This is a genomic window from Streptomyces sp. NEAU-YJ-81, assembly GCF_017592595.1.
In the GTDB taxonomy this organism is placed as follows: Bacteria; Actinomycetota; Actinomycetes; order Streptomycetales; family Streptomycetaceae; genus Streptomyces; species Streptomyces hygroscopicus_B.
Genome location: NZ_JAGFNO010000013.1, coordinates 87,285 through 110,986, shown reverse-complemented (window position 1 = coordinate 110,986; position 23,702 = coordinate 87,285). Strand labels below are relative to the sequence as shown.

The window sequence follows — 23,702 nt, the reverse complement described above, 5'->3', positions numbered from 1 at the left end:
ACATTAAGTCGCATTCTCGCGGTCATGTCCAAGGAGAAGCACAACGAGCGGGAAACACGGGAACACGCCACCGATGGCCTAGTCGCGCGGCTCGACCACGCCGAGCGGTCCCCCGGGGCGGAGAGGTTGCGCACCAGGACCTACGAGCTCCTCGCGGCCGAGCCGGGCGCCCCGGTGGTCGACGTGGGCTGCGGCGCCGGGCGGGCCGTCGCCGAACTGGCCGAGCGCGGGGCGCGGGTGACGGGCGTGGACGCCGACGTGCGGATGGTAGCCGTGGCCCGCGAGCGGTGGCCCGGCGCCGATTTCCGGGTCGCGGACGTGGGTCGGTTGCCGTTCGGCGACGGCACGGTGCACGGCTATCGGGCCGACAAGGTGCTCCATGAACTCCCCGACCCCGCCGTGGCGTTGGCCGAGGCCCGCCGGGTGCTGGCACCGGGCGGGCGGGTGGTGCTGGTGGGACAGGACTGGGAGGCGCTGGTCCTCGACGCCGACGACGCGGCCCTGACTCGCACCATCGTGCACGCCCGCGCGAGCCTCATCCCCTCGCCCCGTGCCGCCCGCCGCCAGCGCGGTCTGCTGCTGGACGCCGGGCTGAGCGCGGTCACCACGGAGGCGCACACCACCATGCTCACCGGGCCCGAGGCGCTGCCGTTGCTCACCGGCCTGGCCGAGGGGGCGTGCGCGGCCGGTGCGATCACCGGGGACCAGGCCGGGGCGTGGTGCGCCGAACAGCGTGAACGCGCCCGCACCGATCGGCTCTTCCTCGCCGTGCCCATGTTCCTCGCGGCCGGAACGGCGGGGTGAGCCAGGGGCCGATGGACCGCCTTCCCCCCGTTACCGTTTTCGTGGCTCCGCAACGGGCCACCTGGGGCGCGCGGTTCCTCCGGCCTCCCGAGCGAGGGGCTCAGGCCCCCACGACCCCGTCCACGCCCTCGCGCAGGAAGTCCGCGTGCCCGTTGTGGCGGCCGTACTCCAGCAGCACATGCACCAGCACCATCCGCAGCGACACCTCCTCCTCCCACCGCGGCTGGTAGCCCACCAGGTCGAGCGATTCCGCCTCCCGTTCGATCCGGCGGGAGGTCTCGACCTCCGCCTCCCAGGCCGCGAACGCCTCGGCCCTGGAGGACCCGCTCACGTCGTACGCCGCCTGGAAGTCGATCGTCGGCGACCAGACCATCGGTGCTTCGTGGTCCTCGAACACCCGCCGGAACCAGGTCCGTTCCACCTCGGCCAGGTGCCGTACCAGGCCCAGCAGCGTCAGCGTCGAGGGCGGCATCGAGCGCTGCCGCAACTCCTCGTCGGTGAGCCCCTCGCACTTCATGGCTAGCGTCGCCCGCTGGTAGTCGAGGAAGGCGCGCAAGGTCGCGCGTTCGTCGCCGAGGTGGGGCGGCTCTGGGCGGCTGTCGGCGGTCATGGTGGTTCGTCCTCCTCGACGGCAGGTCCGGGCGCCGGCTGGCGATGTGGCCCCATAGGACCACGGCCCGTTGGGCCGCGACCGCGCCGGGGAGGCCCAAACGCCGGGAAAGCGAACGGAGTGCCCGGCCCGGGGACCGCCCCGGCCCGGGGACCGCCCCGGGCCGGGGATCGCCCCGGGCCGGGGATCGCCCCGGGCCGGGGATCGCCCCGGGCCGGGGGAGGCGGTCAGTCCTCGTCCTCCTCGTCCTCGAAGGCGTCGCCGATCTCGTCGACGACCTCCGCGGCCACCATTCCGCCGACGACGCCGACTGCGACGCCCGCCGCGACGCCTCCGACGATCGCCGCGGTGCTCGGGCCGGAGCGCCGCCCGCCGTCATGGTGGTGGTCCGCATGGCCGTAGCCGTGGCCGTCGTGGTGGCCGTAGCCGGGTGCGCCGTACTCACCGTGGCTGTACGAGCCATGCGCGGCGCGCCGCTCGACGAGGTGGTGGATCCAGGCGTCGACCTCGGTGTTCCAATCGCGGTGCTCGACGCCCTCATGGCCGACGGTGAAGAGCGTGAGGGCGTCGTCCCCCGAGGAGAAGAGCCCGCCGCGCTTGTCGGCCTCCAGGACGACGTCCATACCGCCCGGGCTCGCCAGGAAGGTCACCTCGAGCTCGTTGATGGCGTGGGCGTACCGGGGGGCCGGGGTGAGCTCGATCTCCTGGTAGAACGGCAGCCGCTGCCCGGTGCCGCCGACATGGCCCAGCTCCAGATCGGCGGACTTGAAGCCGAAGCCGAGCTGTCCCAGCGCCTCCAGAACGGCCTCCTGGACCGGCAGCGGATCCACGGTCAGCCGGTCGAGGTCGCCCTTGTCCTTCGCGCCCGCGATCTCCAGCCCGGTCCGGACGCCGAGGATGATGCCCAGCGGCTGCCCGTACAGCTCGGTGATCGGCGTCTCCCAGGGGAGGTGGGCCGTGAACGGGAGGCTGCGCTGCTCGCCCTCGGCGAGCCGGAAGCCGCCGCCGACGGTGAAGCGGTCGAAGAGGACGGCCCCTTCCCGCTCCTCCTCGCCGCGCTCGTCCTCCACCCGGGCCACCAGCTCCAGCGTGATCTGCTCGATCTCGAAGTCCGCCGTGCCGCCACGGAGATGGACCTGACCGGTCAGCGGCCCGCCGGGGCGTACCGGGCCGGGGTCCAGCACCGTGTCCACGGTGGGCCCGCCGACACCGAGCGAGCCGAGCAGTCGTTTGAACACCATCGTGGCGTTCACTCCTTATGCCTACTGCACGCGTGAGCGTGGGGGGTTACGGGCGTGTGCGATGGAGGACGGCGGTCGCGCGACAACGGGCCATGGGCCGCGGAACGTTCGCGGCCCATCGCACGTTCACCGTGCGTCCGCCCTCCGTGTTTCTACACGCATGTAGAAGCATAGGGGTGTGCGCCTCCTTGAGATGGCCATCTCCGTGCGTTGGCGGGGGAAGTCCGAAAATGATCACTCGGCGGGCCGGGCGGAGGGCCGTTCGGGGGAGGCGTCTTCGCTCAGGGTTCGGGCCACCGTGTCCGCGAAGGCCCGGGCCAGCGGCGGCAGCGCGTCCCAGCGGCGTGCGGCCCAGCCGACCGGCAGCGGCGGCAGCGCGGGGATCGGGACGAGCCGCAGCAGCCCCTCGCCCCCGGGCACCGACAGCCCCGGCAGGGCGGGCACCACGGCGCGTCCCAGGCCGAGTTCGGCCAGCAGCAGGGCCGTGTCCCAGTCGGCGACGCCGGTATCGGAGCCGGCCCGGATGCCCAGCTCGGCCAGTGCCGCGTGGAGGCGCCCGCCGGAGGTGGAGTTCGGCGGCAGCCGTAAGAGCCGGACGCCGGCGAGGTCGGACACCTCCACGCGCGACCGGGCCGCGAGCGGATCCCCGGCCCGCATGGCGAGCACCCAGGGCAGCTCGGCCACGGGCCGCTGCTCGACACCGCGCACCGGGGCGCCGAGGGTGATCCAGGCCAGATCCAGCCGGCCGGCGATGAGCGCGTCGAGGCAGCCGCGGCTGGAGCTCTCGGTCTGGAACTCCAGGTTCACGTTCGGATAGCGGCGGCGGAAGGAGACGATCGCCTCGGCCATGAAGTGCCGCACGGTGGTGCTGCCGGTGGTGATCCGCACGGAACCGCTCTCCCCGTGCACGAGGTCGCTCAGGCGGCGCAGCGCCAGATCGAGCCCGGCGATCCCGTCGGCGGCGGCCTCGCACAGAATGCGCCCGGCCGGGGTGGGCACGACACCGCGCGGCTGGCGCTCCAGCAGGCTGACGCCGGTCTCGCGTTCCAGCCGCTTCACCCGCTGGCTCACCGCCGACTGTGTGCAGGTCAGCTCCCGGGCCACGGCGCTGAGGCTTCCGGCGCGGCACACGGCCACGAACACCCGCAGATCATCCAGAGTCATAACCTCCAAGTTAGAGCTTGGAGTTGGCGAGCAATCCCCAGGATTGACTGGGGTGGCACGTGGTCGCGACGATCGTTGTAGGGCTCAGGCGGCAACCCGTACGGCGCTCGCACGAGGATCCGGACCGAGTGCCGGTGCGGTACGGGTGCCGACCTGCCCAGCACCGAAAGGACCCGACCTGTGCCTGCTGCTCCCCCTCCTGCCGCCGCCGACCGGGCCGTCACGCTTCTGCTCCGCCTGGGCGCCGCGCGCATCGCCCACCCCGGCGGCACCCTCCTCGCCCACCTCCAGCGCGTACGGGCCCGGCTCGCCGCCTGGGGAGCCCGTCCGGAACTCCAACTCGCCGGACTGTGCCACGCGTTCTACGGAACCGACGGCTTTCCCGTCACCCTGCTGCCCCTCGGGCGTCGCGGCGAACTCGTGGCGGTGATCGGCGCGGAAGCCGAAGCCATCGTGTACCTCTACGCGAGCTGCGACCGTAAGGCCACGTGTCGGGCGCTCGGGGACGCCGACGTGGTCTTCCACGACCGTTTCACCGGCCATGCGCACACCCCGGAACCCCGGCTGCTCCGGGACTTCGCCGAGCTGTCGGCCGCCAATGAACTCGACCTCGCCCGCCGGGACCCCGCCCTCCGGGAGCGCCGTGGACCCGAACTCCTCGCCCTGTTCACCCACTTCCGCCCGCTGCTCAGCCGGCCCGCCTGGCTGGACGGGCGCGCGGTCCTCGCGCCGTCGCCCCTCGCCCGCGACTGAGGACCTCGCGCACGGCTGAGGGCCCCGCGCACGACCGACGTCCTGGTCACCAGGCGTGCGGCCCGCGGGCGCGGGTGTGATAACGCCCGGAGCGCGGGACCGCAAAACGGCGCGCCGCACCGTTCACCTTTTCGGCTCGTTCTCGTCGTCCGCGCGCTCCGGCCGGAATTTCGTGATCACGAATTGCAGGGAGCGTTCGCGCACGGTAATAGCTTGGTCAACTTTGTGGAGACCGCAAAACGATCTAGTAATTCACCGTGAAAGAGATGACCGGATCAATGTCTTGACCGGAATCATGCCCGGCACGGAGACTCAAAGCGCACTCACGCATCAGGAGCCGCAAGCGACGTTCCGAATCCTGCGATACCGGTTTCGCGGGGGCGTGCGACCGGGGGAAGTATACGGAGATAGTGTGTACACGGCGGGAAATCCGCGCGTGTGATCTTCACTTCCCCTCCTCATCTCTTGATGCGCTGAAGAGAATGGAGGGGGAATGCCGACGCCCGCGGGCTATCCCGGTGTCTACATCGAAGAGCTTCCCAGCAGTGTCCGTACCATCGCCTCGGTCACCACCTCGGTGACCGCGTTCGTGGGCCACACCCGGCGGGGCCCGCTGAACACCCCGGTGCGCATCACCAGTTTCGCCGACTTCGAGCGCCGCTTCGGGGGGCTGACCTCGCAGAGCGCGGTCGGCTACGCGGTGCACCAGTTCTTCGGCAACGGCGGCGCCGTGGCGGTCGTCGTCCGCGTGACCAAGGCCGGCACCGGCAAGGCCGCCTGCGTCACCCTCGACTCCACCGAGGGCCACAGCGAATGCCCCGTGCTGGAGGTGCACGCCAAGGAGCCCGGCCACTGGGGCTCGGGCCTGCGGCTGGCCGTCGACTACGACACGCCGTGCCCGGAGGAGACCTTCAACCTCCATGTGCTCGACGCCCGGGGCACCTCCCGGGAGTCCTTCGCCAACCTGTCCATGGATCCCGCCCACGGCCGCCACGCCGAGACCGTGATCAACGCCGGGTCGTCGCTGATCCGGGTCAAGGCCGTCGGCGAGGGCCGGCCGGACCCCTCCGGCACGGTCTCCAAGCCGTTCGCGGGCGAACTCCCCGATCTGGGCGTCGAGCTGACGGTCAAGATCGGCGAGGTGGAGCGGTCGTTCACGCTGTACGACCCGGACTGCGACGGCGAGGCTCCGTGCGACGTCACCGAGCTGGCCCTGCTCCTGGAGCGCAAGCTGCGCGCACTTCCCGACGCGCCCGGTAAGCACGCCTTCGCGGGCACCGAGGTCACCGCGTTCGGCCGCCGCCTCCAGGTCGTCGCCGGCTCCATCGACCCCGACGACGTGGTGCGTTTCCTGGGCGAATGCGCCAATGACCTTGGCCTGGAGGCATCGGTCAACCCGCCCGTCTTCCCGCTGTCCGGCGGCGAGGACGGCGCCCCGCCCGGCCCTCGCGACCTCATCGGCAGCGAGGCGGACAAGACCGGCCTGCAGGCGCTGCGCGACATCGAGGACGTCAACCTGCTGTCGCTGCCCGAGCTCGCCGGGTACGAGTCCGTCGGCGACATGGTCACCGTGCTGTCGGCGGCCGACCGGCTGTGCCGGGAGCGGCGGATCTTCCTGCTCGTCGACGCGCCCTCCGCCTGGGGCAGCGTGGACGCGGCCCGCGCCGGGATCGGCGCCTTCGAGCCGGTCCGCAGCGACCACGCCGCGCTGTACTTCCCGCAGTTGCGGCTCACCGACCCGCTCACCGGGCGGCTGCGCGCCTTCCCGCCCTCCGGGGCACTCGCGGGCGTCATCGCCCGTACGGACGGCGAGCGCGGCGTGTGGAAGGCACCGGCCGGGACCGAGGCGCGGCTGGCCGGGGTGTACTCGCTCGGCGTCCAGCTCACCGACCGCGAGAACGGACTGCTCAACCCGCTGGGCATCAACTGCCTGCGCACCTTCCCGGTGGTGGGCCCGCTGGTCTGGGGCGCCCGCACGCTGCGGGGCGCCGACGCGCTCGACAGCGAATGGAAGTACGTCCCGGTACGGCGGCTGGCGCTGCATATCGAGGAGAGCCTGCGCCGCGGACTGCAATGGGTCGTTTTCGAACCCAATACCGAGCAGTTGTGGCAGCAGATCCGGCTGAACGCCTCCGGCTATCTGCACACGCTGTTCGAGAAGGGCGCGTTCAAGGGCGGCACTCCGCGTCAGGCGTACTTCGTCAAGTGCGACAAGGACACGACGACGGACGAGGACATCGCCAACGGCATCGTGAATGTCGTGGTCGGTATTGCGCCGGTCAAGCCCGCGGAGTTCGTGATCGTCAAGATCCAGCAGATGGCCGGACAGTTCGAGATTTAGGAATGTGATGGCTGAGTTCCAGGTCAACGCCCATCGCTTCGACCCGTACAAGAACTTTAAGTTTCTGGTCCTCTGGGACGGTCGTACGGTCGCGGGCATCAGCAAAATCAGTCCGCTGAAGCGCACCACCGAGGTCGTCAAGCACCGCAACGGCGGCGACCCCAGCTCGCCCCGCAAGTCCCCGGGCCGGTCCGAGTTCGAGGGGATCACCCTGGAGCGCGGCGTCACCCACGACCCCGAGTTCGACCGCTGGGCCAACAAGGTCTGGCAGGTCGGCGCGGGGCTCGGCTCCGAGGTCTCGCTCGCCGACTTCCGCAAGGACATCGTCATCCAGGTCCTCAACGAGGCGGGCCAGGTCGCCGTATCGCACAAGCTCTACCGGACCTGGCCGAGCGAGTACCAGGTGCTCGGCGAGCTGGACGCCAACGCCAACGCGGTCGCGATCCAGAGCCTGAAGCTGGAGTGCGAGGGCTGGGAGCGGGACTACGAGGTGCCGGAGCCGGAAGAGCCCTCGTTCACCCACCCCGCGTAGGCGCGGGACGGAGGACGGGGGACGGCGACGGTTACGGCTACGGCGTGGCGACGGTCACGGGTACGGGAAGCGGACGGCCTGAGAGATGGGGAACACGGGGCCCGCGGAGCTGCTGGCCATCTGGGAGGCGGGGCTGGCGCACCATGGCCCCGGCCGCGCCCTGCTGCTGCACCGGGCGGCCCGCCCGGAGTCCGCCGCGGACGAACTGCGGTCGCTGCCGGTGGGCGAGCGCGAGGCGGACCTGTACGCCCTGCGGCGCGTGCTCTTCGGCGAGCGGATGCAGATCCGGGCCGAGTGCGGTGCGTGCGGCGAGGCCATGGAGTTCGACCTTGACGCCCGCGACCTGGGGGTGCGCCCGCGGGAGCGGGACGGGCCGCTCCGGGTGGAGGAGGGCGAGTGGACGGTCGAGTTCCGGCTGCCCACCGTCGCCGACCTCGAAGCGGCCGCGCACGCGGTGGCCGGAGCGGGCGGTCGTGCGGCGGGCGACTGGGGCGGGCCCGGGGACGGACTCCTGGGTGAGGACGTGGGCGGGGGCGGGCCCGTGGACGCGGACGGCGGCGAGGCCGCCGAGGCGGCCACGGCCGCGGCCCGCGCCCGGCGGGCCCTGCTCGCCCGTTGTCTGGTCTCCGTACACCGTGCGGGGCAGCCCGTCCCGGCCGACCGCCTCCCGGTGGCCGAACTGCCCGAGCCGGTGCAGCGGAAGCTCGCCGAGGCCGCCGAACACGCCGACCCGGCGGCCGACGTGACGCTCAACGTCGCCTGCCCCGAATGCGGTGAGGCCACCCGGGCCGAGCTGGATATCGCCTCCTACCTGTGGGCCGAACTCGACCACTGGGCACGGGACCTGCTCCTCGATGTCCACCTGCTCGCCACCGCATACGGCTGGAGCGAGCCTCAGATCCTGGCGCTCAGCCCGCTGCGGCGCCGTTACTACCTGGAGCTGTGCGCAGATGGCTGACTTCTTCGACCGGCTGCTCGCGCGGCACGCCCCCGTGCCCGCGCCCGGGCCGGCGGCGGGCGGCGGCGCCGGCGACCGCCCGGTCCGGGCCCGGCCGCGGCTGCCCGGCCCCTACGAGCGGATCGAGGCGCTGGGGGGAGAACAGCCGCTGCCGGAGGAGCCCGCACCCGCTCGGGTGGCCCCGCCACCCGCGGCCGACCGCCACCAGGAGGTGGTCCGGCACGAGCGCGAGGTCAGGACCGACCGGCACACCGTCGTCCGCGCCGAGCCCACACCGTACGAGGACGTGGAGCGGTACGCCGAACCCCCGGCCCCGGCACCGCTGTTGCTCCCCAGCACTCAGATCACCGTCAGGCCGCAACCGGCCGCCCCCGACACCCCGGCCACCCGGCGGGGCGACACGGCGTCCCCGGCGCCCGGCGCCGCACCGGCCGCCGCCGGGCCCCGGCCCGGCCCGCCGTCCGGAGGCGTGTGGCCCGCGGTGGCCGCCGCGCCACTGCCGCCCCGCGCGGCCGACGCCGCCATGGGCCGGGATGCCACGCGGCTCCCCGCCGGGCGGCGCCGCGGCCGAACCGCCCAGCGCACGGTGCACGTCCAGATCGGGCGGCTGGAGGTCACCGCCGCCGCCCCGCCCGGCGCCGACCGCGCCGCGCCCGCCCGCCCAGGACCGACGGGACGGCGCGCACCCGCGCTGAGCCTGGACGACTACCTGGCGCGCGGCGAGAGGAGGGACTGACACCATGAGCAACGGACTCGCGTTCGCCACCGTCACCCAGGCCCTCGCGCTGCTGATCGCGAACAATCTGCGGCCCGAGATCGACATCGCGGTCGCGGTGGACACCCGTAGGCCCCCGACGGAGCCGCCCACCGATCCGACCATCAACATCTTCCTCTACCAGGTCACCCCGAACGCCTCCATGCGCGCCACCGACCTGCCCACCCGGGCCTCGGACGGCACGCTGCTCAAGCGACCGGCCGCGGCGATGGATCTGCACTACCTGATCAGCGCGTACGGGGAGGAGTCCGAACTGGTCGGGCAGCGCCTGATCGGCAGTGTGGTGCGCACCCTGCACGAGATACCGATGCTGCCCAAGGACGTGATCGAGGAGGCCGCCCGGCGCCCGTATCTGGCGGGCAGCGACCTGGCCGAGTCGCTGCAGCGGGTGCGCTTCACACCGACGCAGATGGACGTGGACGAGACCTCCAAGCTCTGGGGGATGCTCTACCAGACCCCGTATGTGCTGTCGGTCTGCTACCAGGGCTCGTTGGTCCTGATCGAGGGGCGCGAGCAGCCGGTCCCGGCGAAGCCGGTGGAACGGCCCACGGTGCGGGTGCTGCCCTTCGGCGCGCCGGGAGCGCCGGAGCCACCCACTCTGCCGCATGCGGCGCCGGAGGGGTCCGAGGAGCCCGCCCGGGCGGAGGCGGCGACGGAGAACGACACGGCGGCACCCGCCAAGCCCACCAAGAAGCGTCCCGCCGCCGCGAAGACGGCCGCTGCCAAGACACCCGCCGCCAAAGCCGCCGCCACCAAGTCGGCCGCGACCAAGACCACCAAGACCGCCGCCGCCAAGTCTTCCGCCTCGCCCGCCCGTACGCGCAAGGCCACGCCCCGGCGCCCCGGCGGGCGCTCCGAGGACACGGAGAGCTGAGGCACGCGATGGGGGAGAAGGGGGTGGACGACAGCATGGGTACGCGGGACGGCCGCGCATCGGCGACCGCCGATGCCGTCGCGGGTGGGGACGCCATCGTGGACGGGGACTCCGTCACGGGTGGGGACTCCAGCATGCGCGGGGGCGCCATCGCGGGTGGGGACTCCATCGCGGCCGAGGACGGACAGGCCCTGGCCGCCGCCGTTCAGGCCGTGCTGGCCCGCGTCGACGCCCACGCGCGCCGCGCCACCTCCAACGGCTCCCGGCCCGGCGCCTCCCGTTCCGGCGGCACCGCACCCCGCGATGCCGCCACCACCGACGAGCCCACCACCCCCGCCGACGACGGCCATACGCCTCAACGGACCAGGTCCCAGGCGATGACCACCGGGCCCGCACCCAACAGCTCCCGTTCCGGCGGGCACCGTACGCACAGCCCCTCCGCGGCCTCGGACGACGCCCTCGCCACCGCCGCCCAGCCGCCCCCCACAGGACCCCGCGACCAGCGCACCGCCACCCATCCCGCCCCCGCCCGGAAGGCGATATCCGGCCCCGCCACCCTCGACGCGCTCGTGGCCTGCTTCGGCCTCAGCACCTTCGAGCGCCAGCTCGTCCTGCTGGCGGCGGCGGCCGAACTGGACCCCACCGCCGCCTCGCGGTGCGCCGCCGCCAGCGGCGACCCGACGCGTACGTACCCCACCTTCTCGCTCGCCCTCGCCGCGCTCGACGAGCCGCACTGGAGCGCGCTCACCCCCGTGTCCCCGCTCCGCCGCTGGCGGTTGACGGAGCTCGACGACGAGACCCGGCTCACCACCTCCCGGCTGCGGATCGACGAGCGCATCCTGCACTTCCTGGCCGGATCGCCCTACCTCGACGCCCGGTTGCACGGGCTGCTGCGCCGCGCGCAGGCCCCGCGGACCCTGCCTCCCTCCTACGGACGGGCGGCGGACCAGGTGGCAGCGGGCTGGAACGAGTCCCGCCCGGAGGCCCCGCTGCGCGTGGAACTCGTCGGGGGCGACCTGACCACCCGTACCGACATCGCCGCCACGGCCGCCCGCCGCACCGGACTCGCCCTGTACGTCATGGCCTCGGACGACGTCCCCACCGACGCGGCCGAGCGCGACCGCCTCGCCCGCCTCTGGCAGCGCGAGGCCGTCCTGCTGCCCGCCGCGCTCCTGCTGGAGGTCGGCGAGATGGACCGGGAACAGACTGCCGCCACCGACGCGTTCATCGCCGCCGCCGCCGTGCCCCTCGTCGTCTCCAGCCCGGACCCGCGCCCGACCGGCCGCCCGCGCGGCGAGCGCGTCACCGTGCCCGGGCTGGACGACACCGAACAACTCGCCCTCTGGGCGGACGCCTTCGCCGACATTCCGCGGATCCAGGAGGGCCATCTGCGGTCGCTGGTCGCCCAGTTCCAGCTGCCGCCCCATGTCATCCGCTCCGCGGCCGCCGCCGTACGCCGTGAGCTCCCCGACGCTGACACCGACGCACTCGACCCCACCGAACTGGCCTGGCGCGCCGGGCTCATCGAGGCGCGCATCGGCCTGGACGAGCTGGGCCGGCGGATCGAACCCGAGGCCGCCTGGGACGATCTGGTGCTCGCCGATCACCAGTCGCGGATCCTGCGCGAGGTCGTCGCCCATGTGCGGCAGCGCGCCACCGTCCACCAGGAGTGGGGCTTCGCCGCGACACTCCGCCGCGGCCTCGGCGTCACCGCCCTCTTCGCGGGCGGCTCCGGCACCGGCAAGACCCTCGCCGCCGAGGTGATGGCCAAGGAGCTGGGCCTGGATCTCTTCATCATCGACCTCTCCCAGGTGGTCAGCAAATACATCGGCGAGACCGAGAAGAACCTGCGCAAGGTCTTCGACGCCGCCGAGCGCGGTGGCGCACTGCTCCTGTTCGACGAGGCGGACGCGCTGTTCGGCAAGCGCAGCGAGGTCAAGGACAGCCACGACCGGTACGCCAACCTGGAGGTCAGCTATCTGCTGATGCGCATGGAGGCGTACCGGGGCCTGGCCATTCTCACCACCAACATGAAGAAGGCCCTCGACCCGGCCTTCATGCGCCGGATCCGCTTCGTCGTCGACTTCCCCTTCCCCGGAGAGAGCGAGCGCGCCGAGATCTGGCGCCGGGTGCTCCCCGCCCAAGCGCCGATGAAGGACATCGACCCCCAGCGCCTCGCCCAACTCACCGTGGCGGGCGGCTCGATCCGCAACATCGCGCTCTCGGGCGCCTTCCTCGCCGCCGAGGAGGGCGACCGCCTTCAGATGCGCCACATGCTGGCGGCGGCGCGCACCGAGTACCAGAAGCTGGACCGTTCGCTCACGCCCTCGGAGGTCCACGGATGGGTCTGAACGATGAACCGCGTGCGGTCCGTGTGGACATCGGCGAGCTGGCGCTGTCCGGCTTCGGCGCCGGGATCGACCCGGACCGGGTCTCGGTGGCGTTCCAGACGGAGTTGGCCCGGCTGGTGCGGGAGCGCGGCGTACCGCTGGCGGCGGCCGGGGACGGCACGGCGATCGAGGCCCTGTCCGACCTGCCCCCGCTCCCCGCCACCACCTCTCCGGCCCGGCTGGGCGAGGCCCTGGCCCGGGCCGTGCACGCGGGCCTGTCCGGAAGGGGGCGGGAGGGGACATGAGCAACACACCGTCCGCCGCCCAGGACGACCGCGCGTCCCAGTCCGCCAAGCGCCGCAAGCGCAAGGAGCGGACCGGCAAGGCCCGTGCGCCCGAGCCCAAGGACATCGTCAGCGGTGCGGGGCAGCCCCTTGACCCGAGCGTCCGGCGCGACCTCGAGGAACAGCTCGGCCACGACCTCGGCCAGGTCCGCCTGCACACCGACCGCGACGCCGGCCACCTCACCGAACTGCTGGGCGCGGACGCGGTGGCGGTCGGCCAGGACATCTTCTTCCGCGAGAACACCTACCGCCCCGGTACGGCGGACGGTCAGCGCCTCCTCGCCCACGAACTGCTGCACACCGTCCAGAACCCCCACGGCCTCGGCGCCCTGCGCGCGGGCCGCGACCTGGGCGCGGTGAGCCTCCCGCAGGACGCGATGGAGCGCGAGGCGGAGGGTGCGGCGCAGGAACTGGTCCGCGGCGGGCAACCGGAAGCGGGCGTGGCGCCGGAGAAGTCCACGACCCCGGGCTGGCTCCGCTACGCCACGGTCGACGCCGACCGCAACCGCATGGAGAAGCTCGACCCGGCGACGCTGGTCGACCGCCTCGCGGGCGGCGTGATCCGCTCCCTGCGCGGCGACCCCGAGGACCGCTCCAAGCGCACCCGTATGCAACTGGCACGGATGCCGGACGAGGTGCAGGACGCCGTCCTCGACCGCCTGGAGACCAGGCTCCTCAGCTCGGAGCACGAGCGGGTGCTCGACTTCGTCGACGAGATCGAGGCGGACGACGACCTGGAGCGGGAGTCGTTGGCCGCCCCGGACGTCGAGCCGGATCCGGTCGAGGAGCTGCTGTTCGAGCGCGAGACGGGGCGGCGGAGGGCGGAAGAGCGGCGCGAGGAGGAGCAGCGCCCCGCGCCTGCGCCGGGTCCGGAGAAGGACGAGCCCGCGGAGGAGGGCGCGCCGGGCAGTACGCCGCAGAACGGTGGGGGTGCGCCCGAGCAGGAGGGCCAGGGCGGGAGCCAGGAGCAGAGGCCGGGCGCCGACGTGGGGCGCGAGGGCGGAAGCTCTTCGTCGGGTGGGAAGTCCGGCGGTTCGGCCTCGGCGGCACCGGCCGCCGCGCCCCAGTCCCCGTCCCAGCAGCCGTCGTCGTCCTCTTCCTCGTCCTCGGGTGGGAAGTCCGGGGGCTCCGAGAAGGGCAAGGACGCCAAGGACGGCAAGGCAGGGGGCGAGGGGAAGGAAGGGCAGGACCAGCAGGGCGTCGCGACGTCGAGCAAGGAGGAGTCGGCGGCCAGGAACCGTCCGGGCGCGGCCGATGCGCTCGTGGCGGGTCAGCAGCTGAAGCAGCAGGACAAGCGGGGCGCGGACAAACCCACGGGTTCGCCGACGGTGTCCGGCAAGGACACCCAGTCGCCCGGCGCGTTCTCCACGCTCGACGGCGTGCGTGCCCAGGATCTGGATGGTCCGGAGGAGCGGGCCGAGGAGGATCCGTTCGGCTCCGGCAGTGAGTCGGAGGTCGAGGTAGGGGGCGAGGAGAAGAGCGCCTGGGACATCAAGCTCCAGCCGGAGGACTTCCTGCCGGAGCAGGACCTCGATGTGTCCGGTGTACCGACCGCGGACACGCTCGACCCCTCCTCGTCCGCCACCCCTCCCGTCCCGTCGTTCCCCGCCCCACCGGTGACCAAGGCCGACAAGGTGCAGGCCGAACGGGACGCGGAGGACGCCGAGGACGAGGCGGCGGACGCCGAATCCGATGAGGACACCGCGGACTCGGCCGCCGACACCGAGCCGTCGGTGGAGTGGGACGACGGCGCTCCGGGGGCCGGTGGGCTCGGCGGCCTCGACGTGGAACAGGTCGCCGAGAGTCGGCCGGGACCGGCCGCGACGCGTGATCCGAAGAACGGCACCGACCCGAAGGAGGGGCCCGTCGTCGCCCAGACGACGGTGCAGGAGGCCGCGGGCAAGTCCGAGGGCGGCAGCGAGGTCCAGGAACAGGCCGCCAAGGAGGAGAAGGGCACTCCTGCGGCGGGCGACAAGTCGGGCGGTGCGCCGGAGAAGGCGTCCCAACAGGCCGCGGGGAGCCAGGCGGCGGCGCAGGAGCCCGCGGCCAAGGGGGAACAGAAGAAGGCAGACGCGGAGTCGGCGGCCAAGAGCGAACCTACGGCGGATGCCAAGTCCCCCTCACCCGCGCGGGACACGCAGCTCACGGGCGGGTCCAACGCGGATACGCCCGGCGGGGCGAGCAGCGGGGCGCAGAGCGAGCAGAGCGCGCCGACGGAGCCCACGGAGGCCCCGGCGGCGGAGTCGGCGCCGTCCGCCCCGGAACCTAAGAAGACCGCCGAGCCTGCGGCCGCGCCCCCGAAGGAGACACCGGCGCCCAAGGCCGCCTCCGGGGCAAAGGCCGCGGCGCCCAAGTCGGCACCGGCCGCCAAGACACCGCGCGGCGGCGGTGGCGGAGCCGGTGCTGGCGGTGGTGGCGGCGGTAAGGCGTCCGCACCGGCCAAGGGCAAGAAGAAGGGCTCCGGCCCGGCCCCGAACCTCTCCCAGGTGTCCCCGGAAGCGGGCCTGTCCACCGCCTCGAAGCTCAAGCCCCATGTGGCGCTGCAGGCCATGACCGGCGTGAGCGGCTCGGTGGACCGTACCGTCGGCGACGACCACAAGGCGCTTGCCGCCTCCCCGCCCTCGATGCAGCGCCCGGCGGGCGCCCCGCAGACCCTCCAGGGCAAGCCGAACACCGACGCCCCGGCCCAGTACTCGCAGGATCCGGCCCAGAAGTCCGAGGCCCCGGAGAAGGAAGACGCCAAGGTCACGGGCGACAAGCCGCCCGAGGGCCAGATCGAGGCGGAGAAGGCCGAGGAGCCCGGCGGCTGGGACACCTTCAAGATGGCCCTGGGCTTCATCGGCGGCAAGATCGTGAACGGGATCGCGAGCGTCTTCGGCGCCGACAAACCCGTAGTGGACCCGCAGGAGCTGGCCGCGAAGTTCGCCGGCCTGCCGACCAAGGACGAAGCGCTCAAGAAGGCCCAGGCGGGCAACGCACCGGGCGTGCAGATGCAGGGCGCCGCCGACCAGACGGCCGGTGAGCAGGGTTCCGCCGTCGACACCAAGGGCCAGGAGACCGTCAACACGGGCCGCGACGACGCCGGCCGTGGGATGGGCGAGGACCAGGTCTATCCGAACGCTCCCAAGGAGCAGATGGAGGCGAAGGTCCCCGGCCAGGGAGGTGGCGGGGGCGGCGGTGCGTCCGGCGGCGGCGCGACGACGGGAGCCGTCCCTCCCGAGGCCGCCTCGGAAGTGGCGGAGCACGAACGCGGACCGCAGTTCCAGGCGGCGTTCACCGACGGCCAGAAGGGCATGTCCGAGGGGCGGCAGACCAAGGACCGCGACTTCCGGGACGGTCAGCAGAAGCACAAGCAGCAGGTCGACGCCGAGATCGCCACCAACACGAAGAGTCAGGCGAGCGAGCGCGAGAAGGCGATGACGGAGGTCACCGCCAAACGTACGGACTGGCGCACCGAGCAGGACAAGGAGCTCCAGTCCCTCGGCGACAAGAAGACCGAGCGCCACGAGAAGATCCGCAAGGACGTCAAGGACAAGGAAGAGCAGACCGACAAGGACGTCGATAAGGAGAAGGACGACAGCGACAAGAAGATCCAGGACAAGGGCGACCAGGCCGAACGGGACGCCGAGAAGAAGCGCGACGACAGCGCCCAGGAGTCGGGCAACTGGGTCTCCAAGGCCTTCGACTGGATCAAAGACAAAGTCATCGAGATCAAGAACGCGATCGTCCGAGTCATCAAGGAGGCGCGTGACGCGGTCGTTGGCTTCATCAAGAACTTCAAGGAGACGGTCGAGCGCTGGATCAACGATGCCCGCAAGGCGATCGTCGACGCGATCAAGAACTTCATCAACGACCTGATCGAGTTCGCCAAGGCGATGGTGCGGGCCATTGTCGACCTGGCCAAGCGCATCCGGAACTTCATCACCGGCCTGATCAACGCCGCGATCGCCCTCGTCAACAAGCTCGCCACCATGCTCAAGCAGGCCATCACCGACCTGCTGAACGCCCTCGGTAAGCTGCTGAGCAGCATCTTGGACGTCCTGAAGAAGATGCTGCTGGACGTGGTCAAGGCCGTCGTGGACGCGGTCAAGGCGGTCCTGGACTTCGCTTCCAAGATGCTGGGCGCACTCGGCGAGTTCATGCTCATCGCGGTCGACTTCCTTTCCGACCCCGGCGGCTGGTTGAGCGGCGCGAAGAACTCGGCGGTGGACGGCGCGAAGAACCACCTCTTCCGCGAGGTCAAGTCGGCCGTCAAGGACTGGTTCCAGTCCAAGATCGAAGAGATCATCGGAGTCCCCAAGGCGGTCCTGGACAGGCTGCTCAAGGGCGGCTTCACGTTGGAGCAGATCGTCAAGGAGACGTGGGACGCGATCGTCCCCCAACTCCCGTTCATCATCGGCGAGATCGTCATCACCAAGGTCATCGCCAAGCTGATCCCGGGAGCGGGCTGGGTGATGGCCGTCATCGACGCCATCCGCACGGCCATCGGCGCACTCGGCGAGATCCTGCGCGCGATGGGCGCGGTCCTCGACTGGCTGAAGGCCGTCCGCATGGGCGGCGCGGGCATCCTCTTCGCGAAGGCGGTCGCGGCGGGCATCGTGGCGCTCCTCGAATTGGCCTACGAGGCGCTGCTGTCGGGGATCGGCAAGTACGTCGCGAAGGTGGGCCGGCGCTTCAAGAACATCGCCGCGAAGCTGGGCCAGGGCAAGGGCGGCAAGGACGGGGCAGGTGGCAAGGGCGGTGCGGACGAGGGGGCCGGCAAGCCCGGCAACCAGAAAACGCAGGAGCCGACCCCGCCCAGGACGACCGCCCCCACAACGCGCCCGACGCCAACCACGACGAAGCCGAAGCCCGATACGAAGCCGGACCTCAAGAAGCCCACAACTCAGCCGCAGACCAAACCCACCAGGCCCGGAGCCCCCGGCAAACCCAAGCCCGGCCCGTCCGATACGAAGACCCCGGCCCCCACGACAAAGGACAAGAACGGCAAGCCGAAGGACCCGACAGAAGACAAGCCGGACACCCGCCCAACCCCCACCGCCAAACCCAAGCCCAAGCCGGAACCCCCGACCAAGCCGAAGCCCGAGCCGCAGACGAAGCCCAACCCCAAGGACGACAAAACCCCGGGCACCCCCAAGGACGACGAGGGCTCCGAGGACAGGCCGAAGAACGACGACAAGCCCTCGACCAAGGACCCTAAGGACCAGGACCCGACCAAGCCCGACAAGGACGACTCGAAGAAACCCAAGCCCGGCAAGGACGGCGACAAGCCCACCAGGCCGAAGGAAGACGACGGTAAGAGGCCCAAGCCGGACAAGGACGGCGACAGGCCAGGTACCCGAAAGCCCAAACCCGATAAGGACGGCCCCGGCAGGCGACCGAACAAGAATGGCCCCAACAAGCGCAAGCCCCATCCCGGCAAGAGCGGCCCGGGCCGGCCCAAGTCGAAGCCGGAGAAGGACCGACAGAAAAAGGAAGAGAACTCAAGAGACTCTAAAGAAGCGCAGTTGCGTAAGATTGTTGGCCGTATTCGGCCTCGGATCGAAAAGAAGCTTAGGGCTGGTATGACTGCGCGGGAGCACGCCAGCCTTCTCGCCGAGTTCCGTCGCTGGTACCGATTGACCAGTCTGTATAAGCAAGGCGGAGACAGATTCACGGTCCAGGCCATACTCAACCCCGGGCCCATGGAGGCTGGCGATGGGGTGTCGGAGCGCACCGGAGGGCAAGGCCCCATGGACCGGGATAAGCCGCTGATACTGCCCAAGCCTGACCCCCGTAGCAACTTCGTCGATGGTCAGCTACCGGTGTCCTTCAAGCATGAGTTCATCAATCCAGATTGGGCCGAAGGTGGCGAGCCCCCGCATTCGGGAGTCGCTGCGCGGGCGCGTAACATAGTCGGCTTCCGGCACATATATGGCCGGGGTGCCACCGGAAAGAAGGTCCCAGGACAAAAATACCTCCAAAATGTGGCCGGTGACTTCAGGTGGGATGCGATGCATCTACTCCCTATAGGCCTGGGAGGTCCCCGCGCGGGATCGAATATGGTGCCCGCGCACAACTACGTCAACAGAGGCTTCTTCCCTGCATTCGAGAGCGGAGCGGTGCAGGCGTTCGGCATTGATGCCGATGAAGATGACAAGGTGCCCGGCTGGTACAAGGTTGACCTTTCCCTTTATGAAGGCCCGGCCTCCCAATACGCAGACGGCGTATACCCGCCCGGCTTCCCGCGGGTACTCCAGGGGCGCTGGGCTACCTACAAGCACACTGGGGAAGGTGACGGCAGCAGTCGGTCCGAGTGGAAGTCTGAAAAATGGAAGACCTCCCCGTTGATCAAGTTTCCGGAGCCGCCAACGGAAAAGCACCCAAAGATCAACATCAACACTGAAAGCAGCTACATCAACGTACGAGGTGTTCTGGGACAGAGTGATGAGCTCGTACTCGCGGTGTTCGTGTCGCGGCCTTTCGAGGATCTTGAAGATATGAAGGAGAAGATCGAAAAATATATCGTCCCGAGCACGGGCAAGCACATCAAGCGCCTGCGGCACTACCTGGAACGCATGGACAAGAACTACGGTCGCGTATTCAAGATCGAGTAGGCGTCCGTGAAAGGTGCAGACCCATGACTTCTCTTAACGAACTGGAAGAGCGTCACATAGCGTCCATGGCGCAGCTGCGCTCCGCCGATTCGATCGAAGTGATCGATGAGGCGTTGGGTGGCGTAGGCCTAGGGTTCGGCGACATTCGCCCACTGGACGCGTTCAATCCGAATTGGGGCAATCTGAGGTTGGCCCCAGAGATGCTCGAAACGTCTCTTAGGTTCTCCGAGATAGCCGTCCATTGGGAGTCCGTATCGCCGCTTCCGGAACTTTCGGGGGAGTACCGAGTGCCGGCGCCGCTTGACATTCTGAGTCAAGGCCCCAGTCTTATGGCGGATATGTTGTCCGACGAGTTCCAGCAGGACTTCGCTGCAGAACTGCGTTACATTGACAATGCTTATAACTCCGGCAGGGGCTTCATGACGTATCTGCACATGGCTCCGGGATCGCCCTCGCTTGACGTCTGGTTTCAGGACCTAGTGTCCAAACAGTTTCCGCCGTACCCACCAGGCTTCTTCAAGTTGGATCTCACTTACAACACCTACATGGAGGCCCTCGTTCTCAGTAAAGGACTGCACGGTTGGCAGTATCTGTTTGCGGATATTTCATTCACCAAGCGCCCCTTCAAGAAGTATGGCGAGAGCCTGCGCGACGGCTTCGATGTATTCGCCCAGCTCTTTCCTGATTTGGATTACAGCCCGCTGATCGAGCGTTGGGAGGCCCGCCTGTGACCCGCTACGCCGACATCCCCAAACCCATCCGCTCCGGAATAGTCCTAGTCGACCCCGACCGCGGCACCCCCCAACGCATCATCATCCTCCAGTTCAACCCCGACACCCTAGAACGCTCCCTCTCCCCCCAATCCGCCGGAGACCAAGCCGACAGCGGCGGAGGCGGCAGCGGAAGTGGGGACAAGAACGAGGCGCTCCGCCTCAAGGGCCCCGCGCAGGAGACGTGGAAGTTCACGGCGGAGATCGACGCGACCGATCAGTTCGAGGTGGCCGCGCCCGACGGGATACACCCGCAGCTCGCGACGCTCGAAATGCTCGTGCAGCCGACCACCGCCAAATTGCGGGACGCCATGCGGCTGTCCAAGAAGGGGACCATCGAAATCAGCCCGATCGAGATGCCGCTGACCCTCTTCACCTGGGGCAGCAAGCGCGTCATGCCGGTCCGCATCACCGAGCTGTCCATCAACGAATCGGCATTCGACGTCAACCTCAACCCCATCCGCGCATCCCTCAGCATCGGGCTGAAGGTGCTCACCGTGAGCGACCTGCCCGCCGGCCACCGCGGGGCCGAGCTCTATCTCGCGCATCTCGCGCAGAAGGAGCGGCTCGCCGCGGCGGCGCGTGGGGGAGCGCTCAGTGCGTTGGGGTTGAACAGCGGGGACATCGGGCTGGGGAGGGTCTAGCAGATGGCAGAGCCACAGCCGTACGAAAGCGCGCTCGACGCGATTCCGGGGGCGCACCCCTACCCCCGCTCCAGCCGCTACCACGACGCCGAGATCGGGATCCACACCCAGCCCGATGGCACCGCCGTCCGGTACGTCAAGCGGCTGCTGCTGCCGCCCCTCAGCGAATCCCCCGAGGACGCCGAGACCACCCACACCGTCAGCAGCGGCGAGCGCCCCGACCACCTCGGTCAGCGCTACTTCGGCGACCCCGCCGCCTGGTGGCGGATCGCCGACGCCAACCCCGTCCTCGACCCTCGCGAGCTGACCGCCGAGCCGGGCGAGGAGATCGAGATCCCCAATGGGTTCCCGGGAGGAGGGGGCGGGCGCCATGGCCGATGAGCCCGTCGGGCAGGGGCCCATTCACCTCGAATTACGGATGGGACCCAAGCTCACCCGCCCCGTGCCCCCCGAGGTCACCGAGGCGCTGCTGTCCGCGCAGATCACCACCACCGCAGGCGAACGCGGCGGCTTCCAGATGGCGTTCGACCTCACCAAGAAGGGGGCGATCATTGACCGGCTGCTCCCCGAGGGGTTCTTCGACCCCCGCACCCGCGTGATCGTCACGGCCGCCGTCAAGGGCACGCCGATCGTCCTCCTCGACGGGCTTATCGTGCGCCATGAAATAGGGGCCAGCAATCAGCCCGGGCAGACGACACTCACCGTCACCGGCGAAGACCTCACCCTCCTCATGGACCTCGAAGAGCGGACCGACCGTTATCCCAACCTCCCGCCCTTCAAGCGCGTCAGCCGCGTCCTCTCGAAGTACACCGACTACGGGATCGAGGCCGACGTCATCGAGGAGAAGATCCTCCAGCCGCCCAACGCGCAACGCCGCGTCGACTACCAGACCGGCACCGACCTGCAGTACGTCACCGACCTCGCGCAGGCCAATGGTTACGTCTTCTACCTCATCCCCGGGCCCGTCGCCGGGGTCTCCACCGCCTACTGGGGCCCCGAGAAGCGCATCGGGACGCCTCAGCACGCCCTCAGCGTCAACATGGACGTCAACTCCACCGTCGACCAGCTGACCTTCGCCTACGACGGCACCGCACGCGAGGAGCCCCAGGCCCGCTGGCAGGACCCGGCCACCCGCACCTCCACCCTCCTCGCCCAGCCCGACATCAGCCCGCTCCGGCCGCCGCTGGGCAAACGAGCCACGCCTGCCCTCAAGCGCAAGACACTCTCCGGTACCGCCAAGAAGGACCGGGCGCAGGCCGAGGCCGAGGCTCTGGCGCGGGCCGCCGTCTCCGCCGACGCCATCTCCGGTTCCGGCTCGCTGGACGTCAATCGGCACGGGTACATCCTCCAGCCACGCCAGCTCGTCGGCGTCCGGGGCGCCGGACGCACATACGACGGCGACTACTACGTCAAGTCCGTCACCCACCATCTCCGGCCCGGCTCTTTCCAGCAGAACTTCACGCTCACCCGCGAAGGGCTGATCGCCCGGAGCGACACCGTTCGGCCCTAGGCCGCAGAAGACGACAGAGCAGGAGCCCCTATGGCGGCCACGCCCAACAACCGCTTCCTCGGGAAATTCCGGGGCCGGGTGCGGGACAACCAGGACCCGCTCGGAATAGGCCGGATCACCGTCGAGGTGCCCGATGTCCTCGGCGATGAGCCGTCGACCTGGGCCATGCCCTGCTTTCCCTTCACGGGGGATCAGCTACGGCCCGCCGGGCAGTACGTCGTGCCGTCCGTCGGGGCCGGGGTGTGGGTGGAGTTCGAGCAGGGAGACCCCAGCTTCCCCATCTGGACGGGGTGCTGGTTCGGGGCCAGGGAGCAGCTCCCGGAAGACGCGCGGACCGATCCGGCGACCGCGCACCCCGTGGTGATCCAGACACCGGGGAAGCACAAGATCGTGATGTCCGACGTTCCGGCCGAAGGCATTTTGCTGCAGGCGCCCGGCGGCGCGTTCGTAAAGATCGACGCGACCGGAGTGCACATGGACAACGGCCAGGGCGCGTCGGTTTCCCTGGTCGGAGATCAGGTCGATCTGAACGAGGGCCGGTTGACCGTGCCCAAGAAGCGATAACCAGCCAGAGCACGAGAACGGGGAGGGACAAGGGACGTGTCCGGGAATTCCGGCAATCTCGTCAGCCATACCGCCGTGATCAGTTGCCCGCACGGCGGACGCGTACGGGCGGCATCCGTTCCGTCGTCCGGTGTGCGGCTCGACGGGCAGCCCATGCCATCCGCCGACGACGTCTTCACGGTCGTCGGCTGCCCGCACACCGTCGACCGCGTCCCGCTGCCGTGCACCACCGTCCGGTGGCTTCCGGACCGCGACACGGTGCTGATCGACGGCGTGCCCGTCCTGCTCGACACCTCCTCGGCACAGTGCTTCAGCGCGGGGCTCGTGCCGCAGGGGTCACCCGTCGTCTCCGCCGCGCGGCAAGGGGTGAGGTGCGGATGAGGACACGGACCGGCAGGACACGGACAGGCAGGGCCCGCACGGTACGGACCGACATCGCCTTCCCGTTCCGGATCGACCGGCGCGGACGCACCGCGCACGCGGACCACGACGACCACGTACGCGATCTGATCGAGCAGTTGCTCTTCACCAGCCCCGGCGAGCGCGTCATGCGGCCCGACTTCGGATGCGGCCTCCTCGACCTCGTCTTCACGCCCAACAGCCCCGAGCTGGCCTCCGCCGTCGAGCTGTCCGTCCAGGCGTCGCTGCAGCGCTGGCTGGGCGAGCTGATCGAGGTGGAGTCCCTGGACGTGGTCAGTGAGGAGAACGTCGTGCGTGTCCATCTGCGGTATGCGGTGCGCGCCACCGTCAGTCTGCGCGACGAGGTGTTCGAGGGGAGGGGGTCCGCATGAGCGTGTCTTGGCGCGCTGCGCGGGCCGGACTGAGGAGCCGCGCAGCGACGAAGGAGCGAGCAGTGACGAAGGAAGCCCGCGCGGGGAAGGGCGCCAGGACC

At 70.4% G+C, this 23,702-nt stretch carries 20 protein-coding genes; 17 read left to right on the top strand and 3 right to left on the bottom strand.

The window, feature by feature from the left end; all coding sequences use genetic code 11:
- Positions 1-24: 24 nt before the first annotated feature.
- Positions 25-804, top strand: coding sequence for a methyltransferase domain-containing protein (locus J5X86_RS26355; protein WP_208519206.1), 780 nt, complete (start codon positions 25-27; stop codon positions 802-804).
- 100 nt (positions 805-904) lie between these two features.
- On the opposite strand, the gene J5X86_RS26350 is transcribed toward J5X86_RS26355, so the two are convergent.
- From J5X86_RS26350 to J5X86_RS26340, 3 genes are all read right to left on the bottom strand, one after another.
- The gene (locus J5X86_RS26350) at positions 905-1,414 is read right to left on the bottom strand and encodes a DinB family protein (protein WP_208519205.1); all 510 of its coding nucleotides are present in this window, start codon (positions 1,412-1,414) and stop codon (positions 905-907) included.
- Positions 1,415-1,641: 227 nt separating this feature from the next.
- Entirely contained in the window at positions 1,642-2,655 is a 1,014-nt protein-coding gene (locus J5X86_RS26345; protein ID WP_208519204.1) for a sporulation protein, read from the bottom strand.
- A 234-nt stretch (positions 2,656-2,889) separates the two neighbouring features.
- Positions 2,890-3,819, bottom strand: coding sequence for a LysR family transcriptional regulator (locus J5X86_RS26340; RefSeq protein ID WP_208519203.1), 930 nt, complete (start codon positions 3,817-3,819; stop codon positions 2,890-2,892).
- Positions 3,820-3,999: 180 nt separating this feature from the next.
- Between J5X86_RS26340 and J5X86_RS26335 the strand changes: the two genes are divergently transcribed.
- From J5X86_RS26335 to J5X86_RS26260, 16 genes are all read left to right on the top strand, one after another.
- A complete protein-coding gene (locus J5X86_RS26335) occupies positions 4,000-4,572 on the top strand; it encodes a DUF6817 domain-containing protein (RefSeq protein ID WP_208519202.1) in 573 nt (190 codons plus the stop codon).
- A gap of 493 nt (positions 4,573-5,065) precedes the next feature.
- On the top strand, positions 5,066-6,913 hold the full coding sequence (locus J5X86_RS26330; protein WP_208519201.1) for a phage tail sheath C-terminal domain-containing protein: 1,848 nt from the start codon (positions 5,066-5,068) through the stop codon (positions 6,911-6,913).
- A gap of 7 nt (positions 6,914-6,920) precedes the next feature.
- A complete protein-coding gene (locus J5X86_RS26325; protein WP_059144851.1) occupies positions 6,921-7,445 on the top strand; it encodes a phage tail protein in 525 nt (174 codons plus the stop codon).
- 85 nt (positions 7,446-7,530) lie between these two features.
- Entirely contained in the window at positions 7,531-8,403 is an 873-nt protein-coding gene (locus J5X86_RS26320) for a hypothetical protein (protein ID WP_208519200.1), read from the top strand.
- A complete protein-coding gene (locus tag J5X86_RS26315; protein WP_208519199.1) occupies positions 8,396-9,139 on the top strand; it encodes a hypothetical protein in 744 nt (247 codons plus the stop codon). The genes J5X86_RS26320 and J5X86_RS26315 overlap by 8 nt, the downstream gene beginning before the upstream one ends.
- 4 nt (positions 9,140-9,143) lie before the next feature.
- Complete coding sequence (locus J5X86_RS26310) at positions 9,144-10,052, top strand: DUF4255 domain-containing protein (protein WP_208519198.1); 909 nt, start codon at positions 9,144-9,146, stop codon at positions 10,050-10,052.
- 8 nt (positions 10,053-10,060) lie between these two features.
- Positions 10,061-12,403, top strand: a complete 2,343-nt coding sequence (locus J5X86_RS26305; protein WP_208519197.1) for an ATP-binding protein — start codon at positions 10,061-10,063, stop codon at positions 12,401-12,403.
- Complete coding sequence (locus J5X86_RS26300) at positions 12,394-12,687, top strand: hypothetical protein (protein ID WP_208519196.1); 294 nt, start codon at positions 12,394-12,396, stop codon at positions 12,685-12,687. The genes J5X86_RS26305 and J5X86_RS26300 overlap by 10 nt, the downstream gene beginning before the upstream one ends.
- Complete coding sequence (locus tag J5X86_RS52060; RefSeq protein ID WP_279595396.1) at positions 12,684-19,322, top strand: DUF4157 domain-containing protein; 6,639 nt, start codon at positions 12,684-12,686, stop codon at positions 19,320-19,322. Before J5X86_RS26300 ends, J5X86_RS52060 begins: the two co-directional genes overlap by 4 nt.
- A 23-nt stretch (positions 19,323-19,345) precedes the next feature.
- Positions 19,346-20,053: a hypothetical protein gene (locus J5X86_RS26290; protein WP_208519195.1), complete on the top strand. Its 708-nt coding sequence runs from the start codon at positions 19,346-19,348 to the stop codon at positions 20,051-20,053.
- Entirely contained in the window at positions 20,050-20,736 is a 687-nt protein-coding gene (locus tag J5X86_RS26285; protein WP_208519194.1) for a hypothetical protein, read from the top strand. Before J5X86_RS26290 ends, J5X86_RS26285 begins: the two co-directional genes overlap by 4 nt.
- Before the next feature lie 3 nt (positions 20,737-20,739).
- Entirely contained in the window at positions 20,740-21,117 is a 378-nt protein-coding gene (locus J5X86_RS26280) for a LysM peptidoglycan-binding domain-containing protein (RefSeq protein ID WP_208519193.1), read from the top strand.
- The gene (locus J5X86_RS26275) at positions 21,107-22,246 is read left to right on the top strand and encodes a hypothetical protein (protein WP_208519192.1); all 1,140 of its coding nucleotides are present in this window, start codon (positions 21,107-21,109) and stop codon (positions 22,244-22,246) included. Before J5X86_RS26280 ends, J5X86_RS26275 begins: the two co-directional genes overlap by 11 nt.
- 30 nt (positions 22,247-22,276) lie before the next feature.
- On the top strand, positions 22,277-22,810 hold the full coding sequence (locus J5X86_RS26270) for a phage baseplate assembly protein V (RefSeq protein WP_208519191.1): 534 nt from the start codon (positions 22,277-22,279) through the stop codon (positions 22,808-22,810).
- A gap of 36 nt (positions 22,811-22,846) precedes the next feature.
- Positions 22,847-23,191 carry a hypothetical protein gene (locus J5X86_RS26265; protein ID WP_208519190.1) on the top strand — a complete coding sequence of 115 codons (345 nt, stop codon included), beginning with the start codon at positions 22,847-22,849 and terminating at the stop codon, positions 23,189-23,191.
- On the top strand, positions 23,188-23,601 hold the full coding sequence (locus J5X86_RS26260) for a GPW/gp25 family protein (RefSeq protein ID WP_208519189.1): 414 nt from the start codon (positions 23,188-23,190) through the stop codon (positions 23,599-23,601). The genes J5X86_RS26265 and J5X86_RS26260 overlap by 4 nt, the downstream gene beginning before the upstream one ends.
- Positions 23,602-23,702 lie beyond the last annotated feature (101 nt).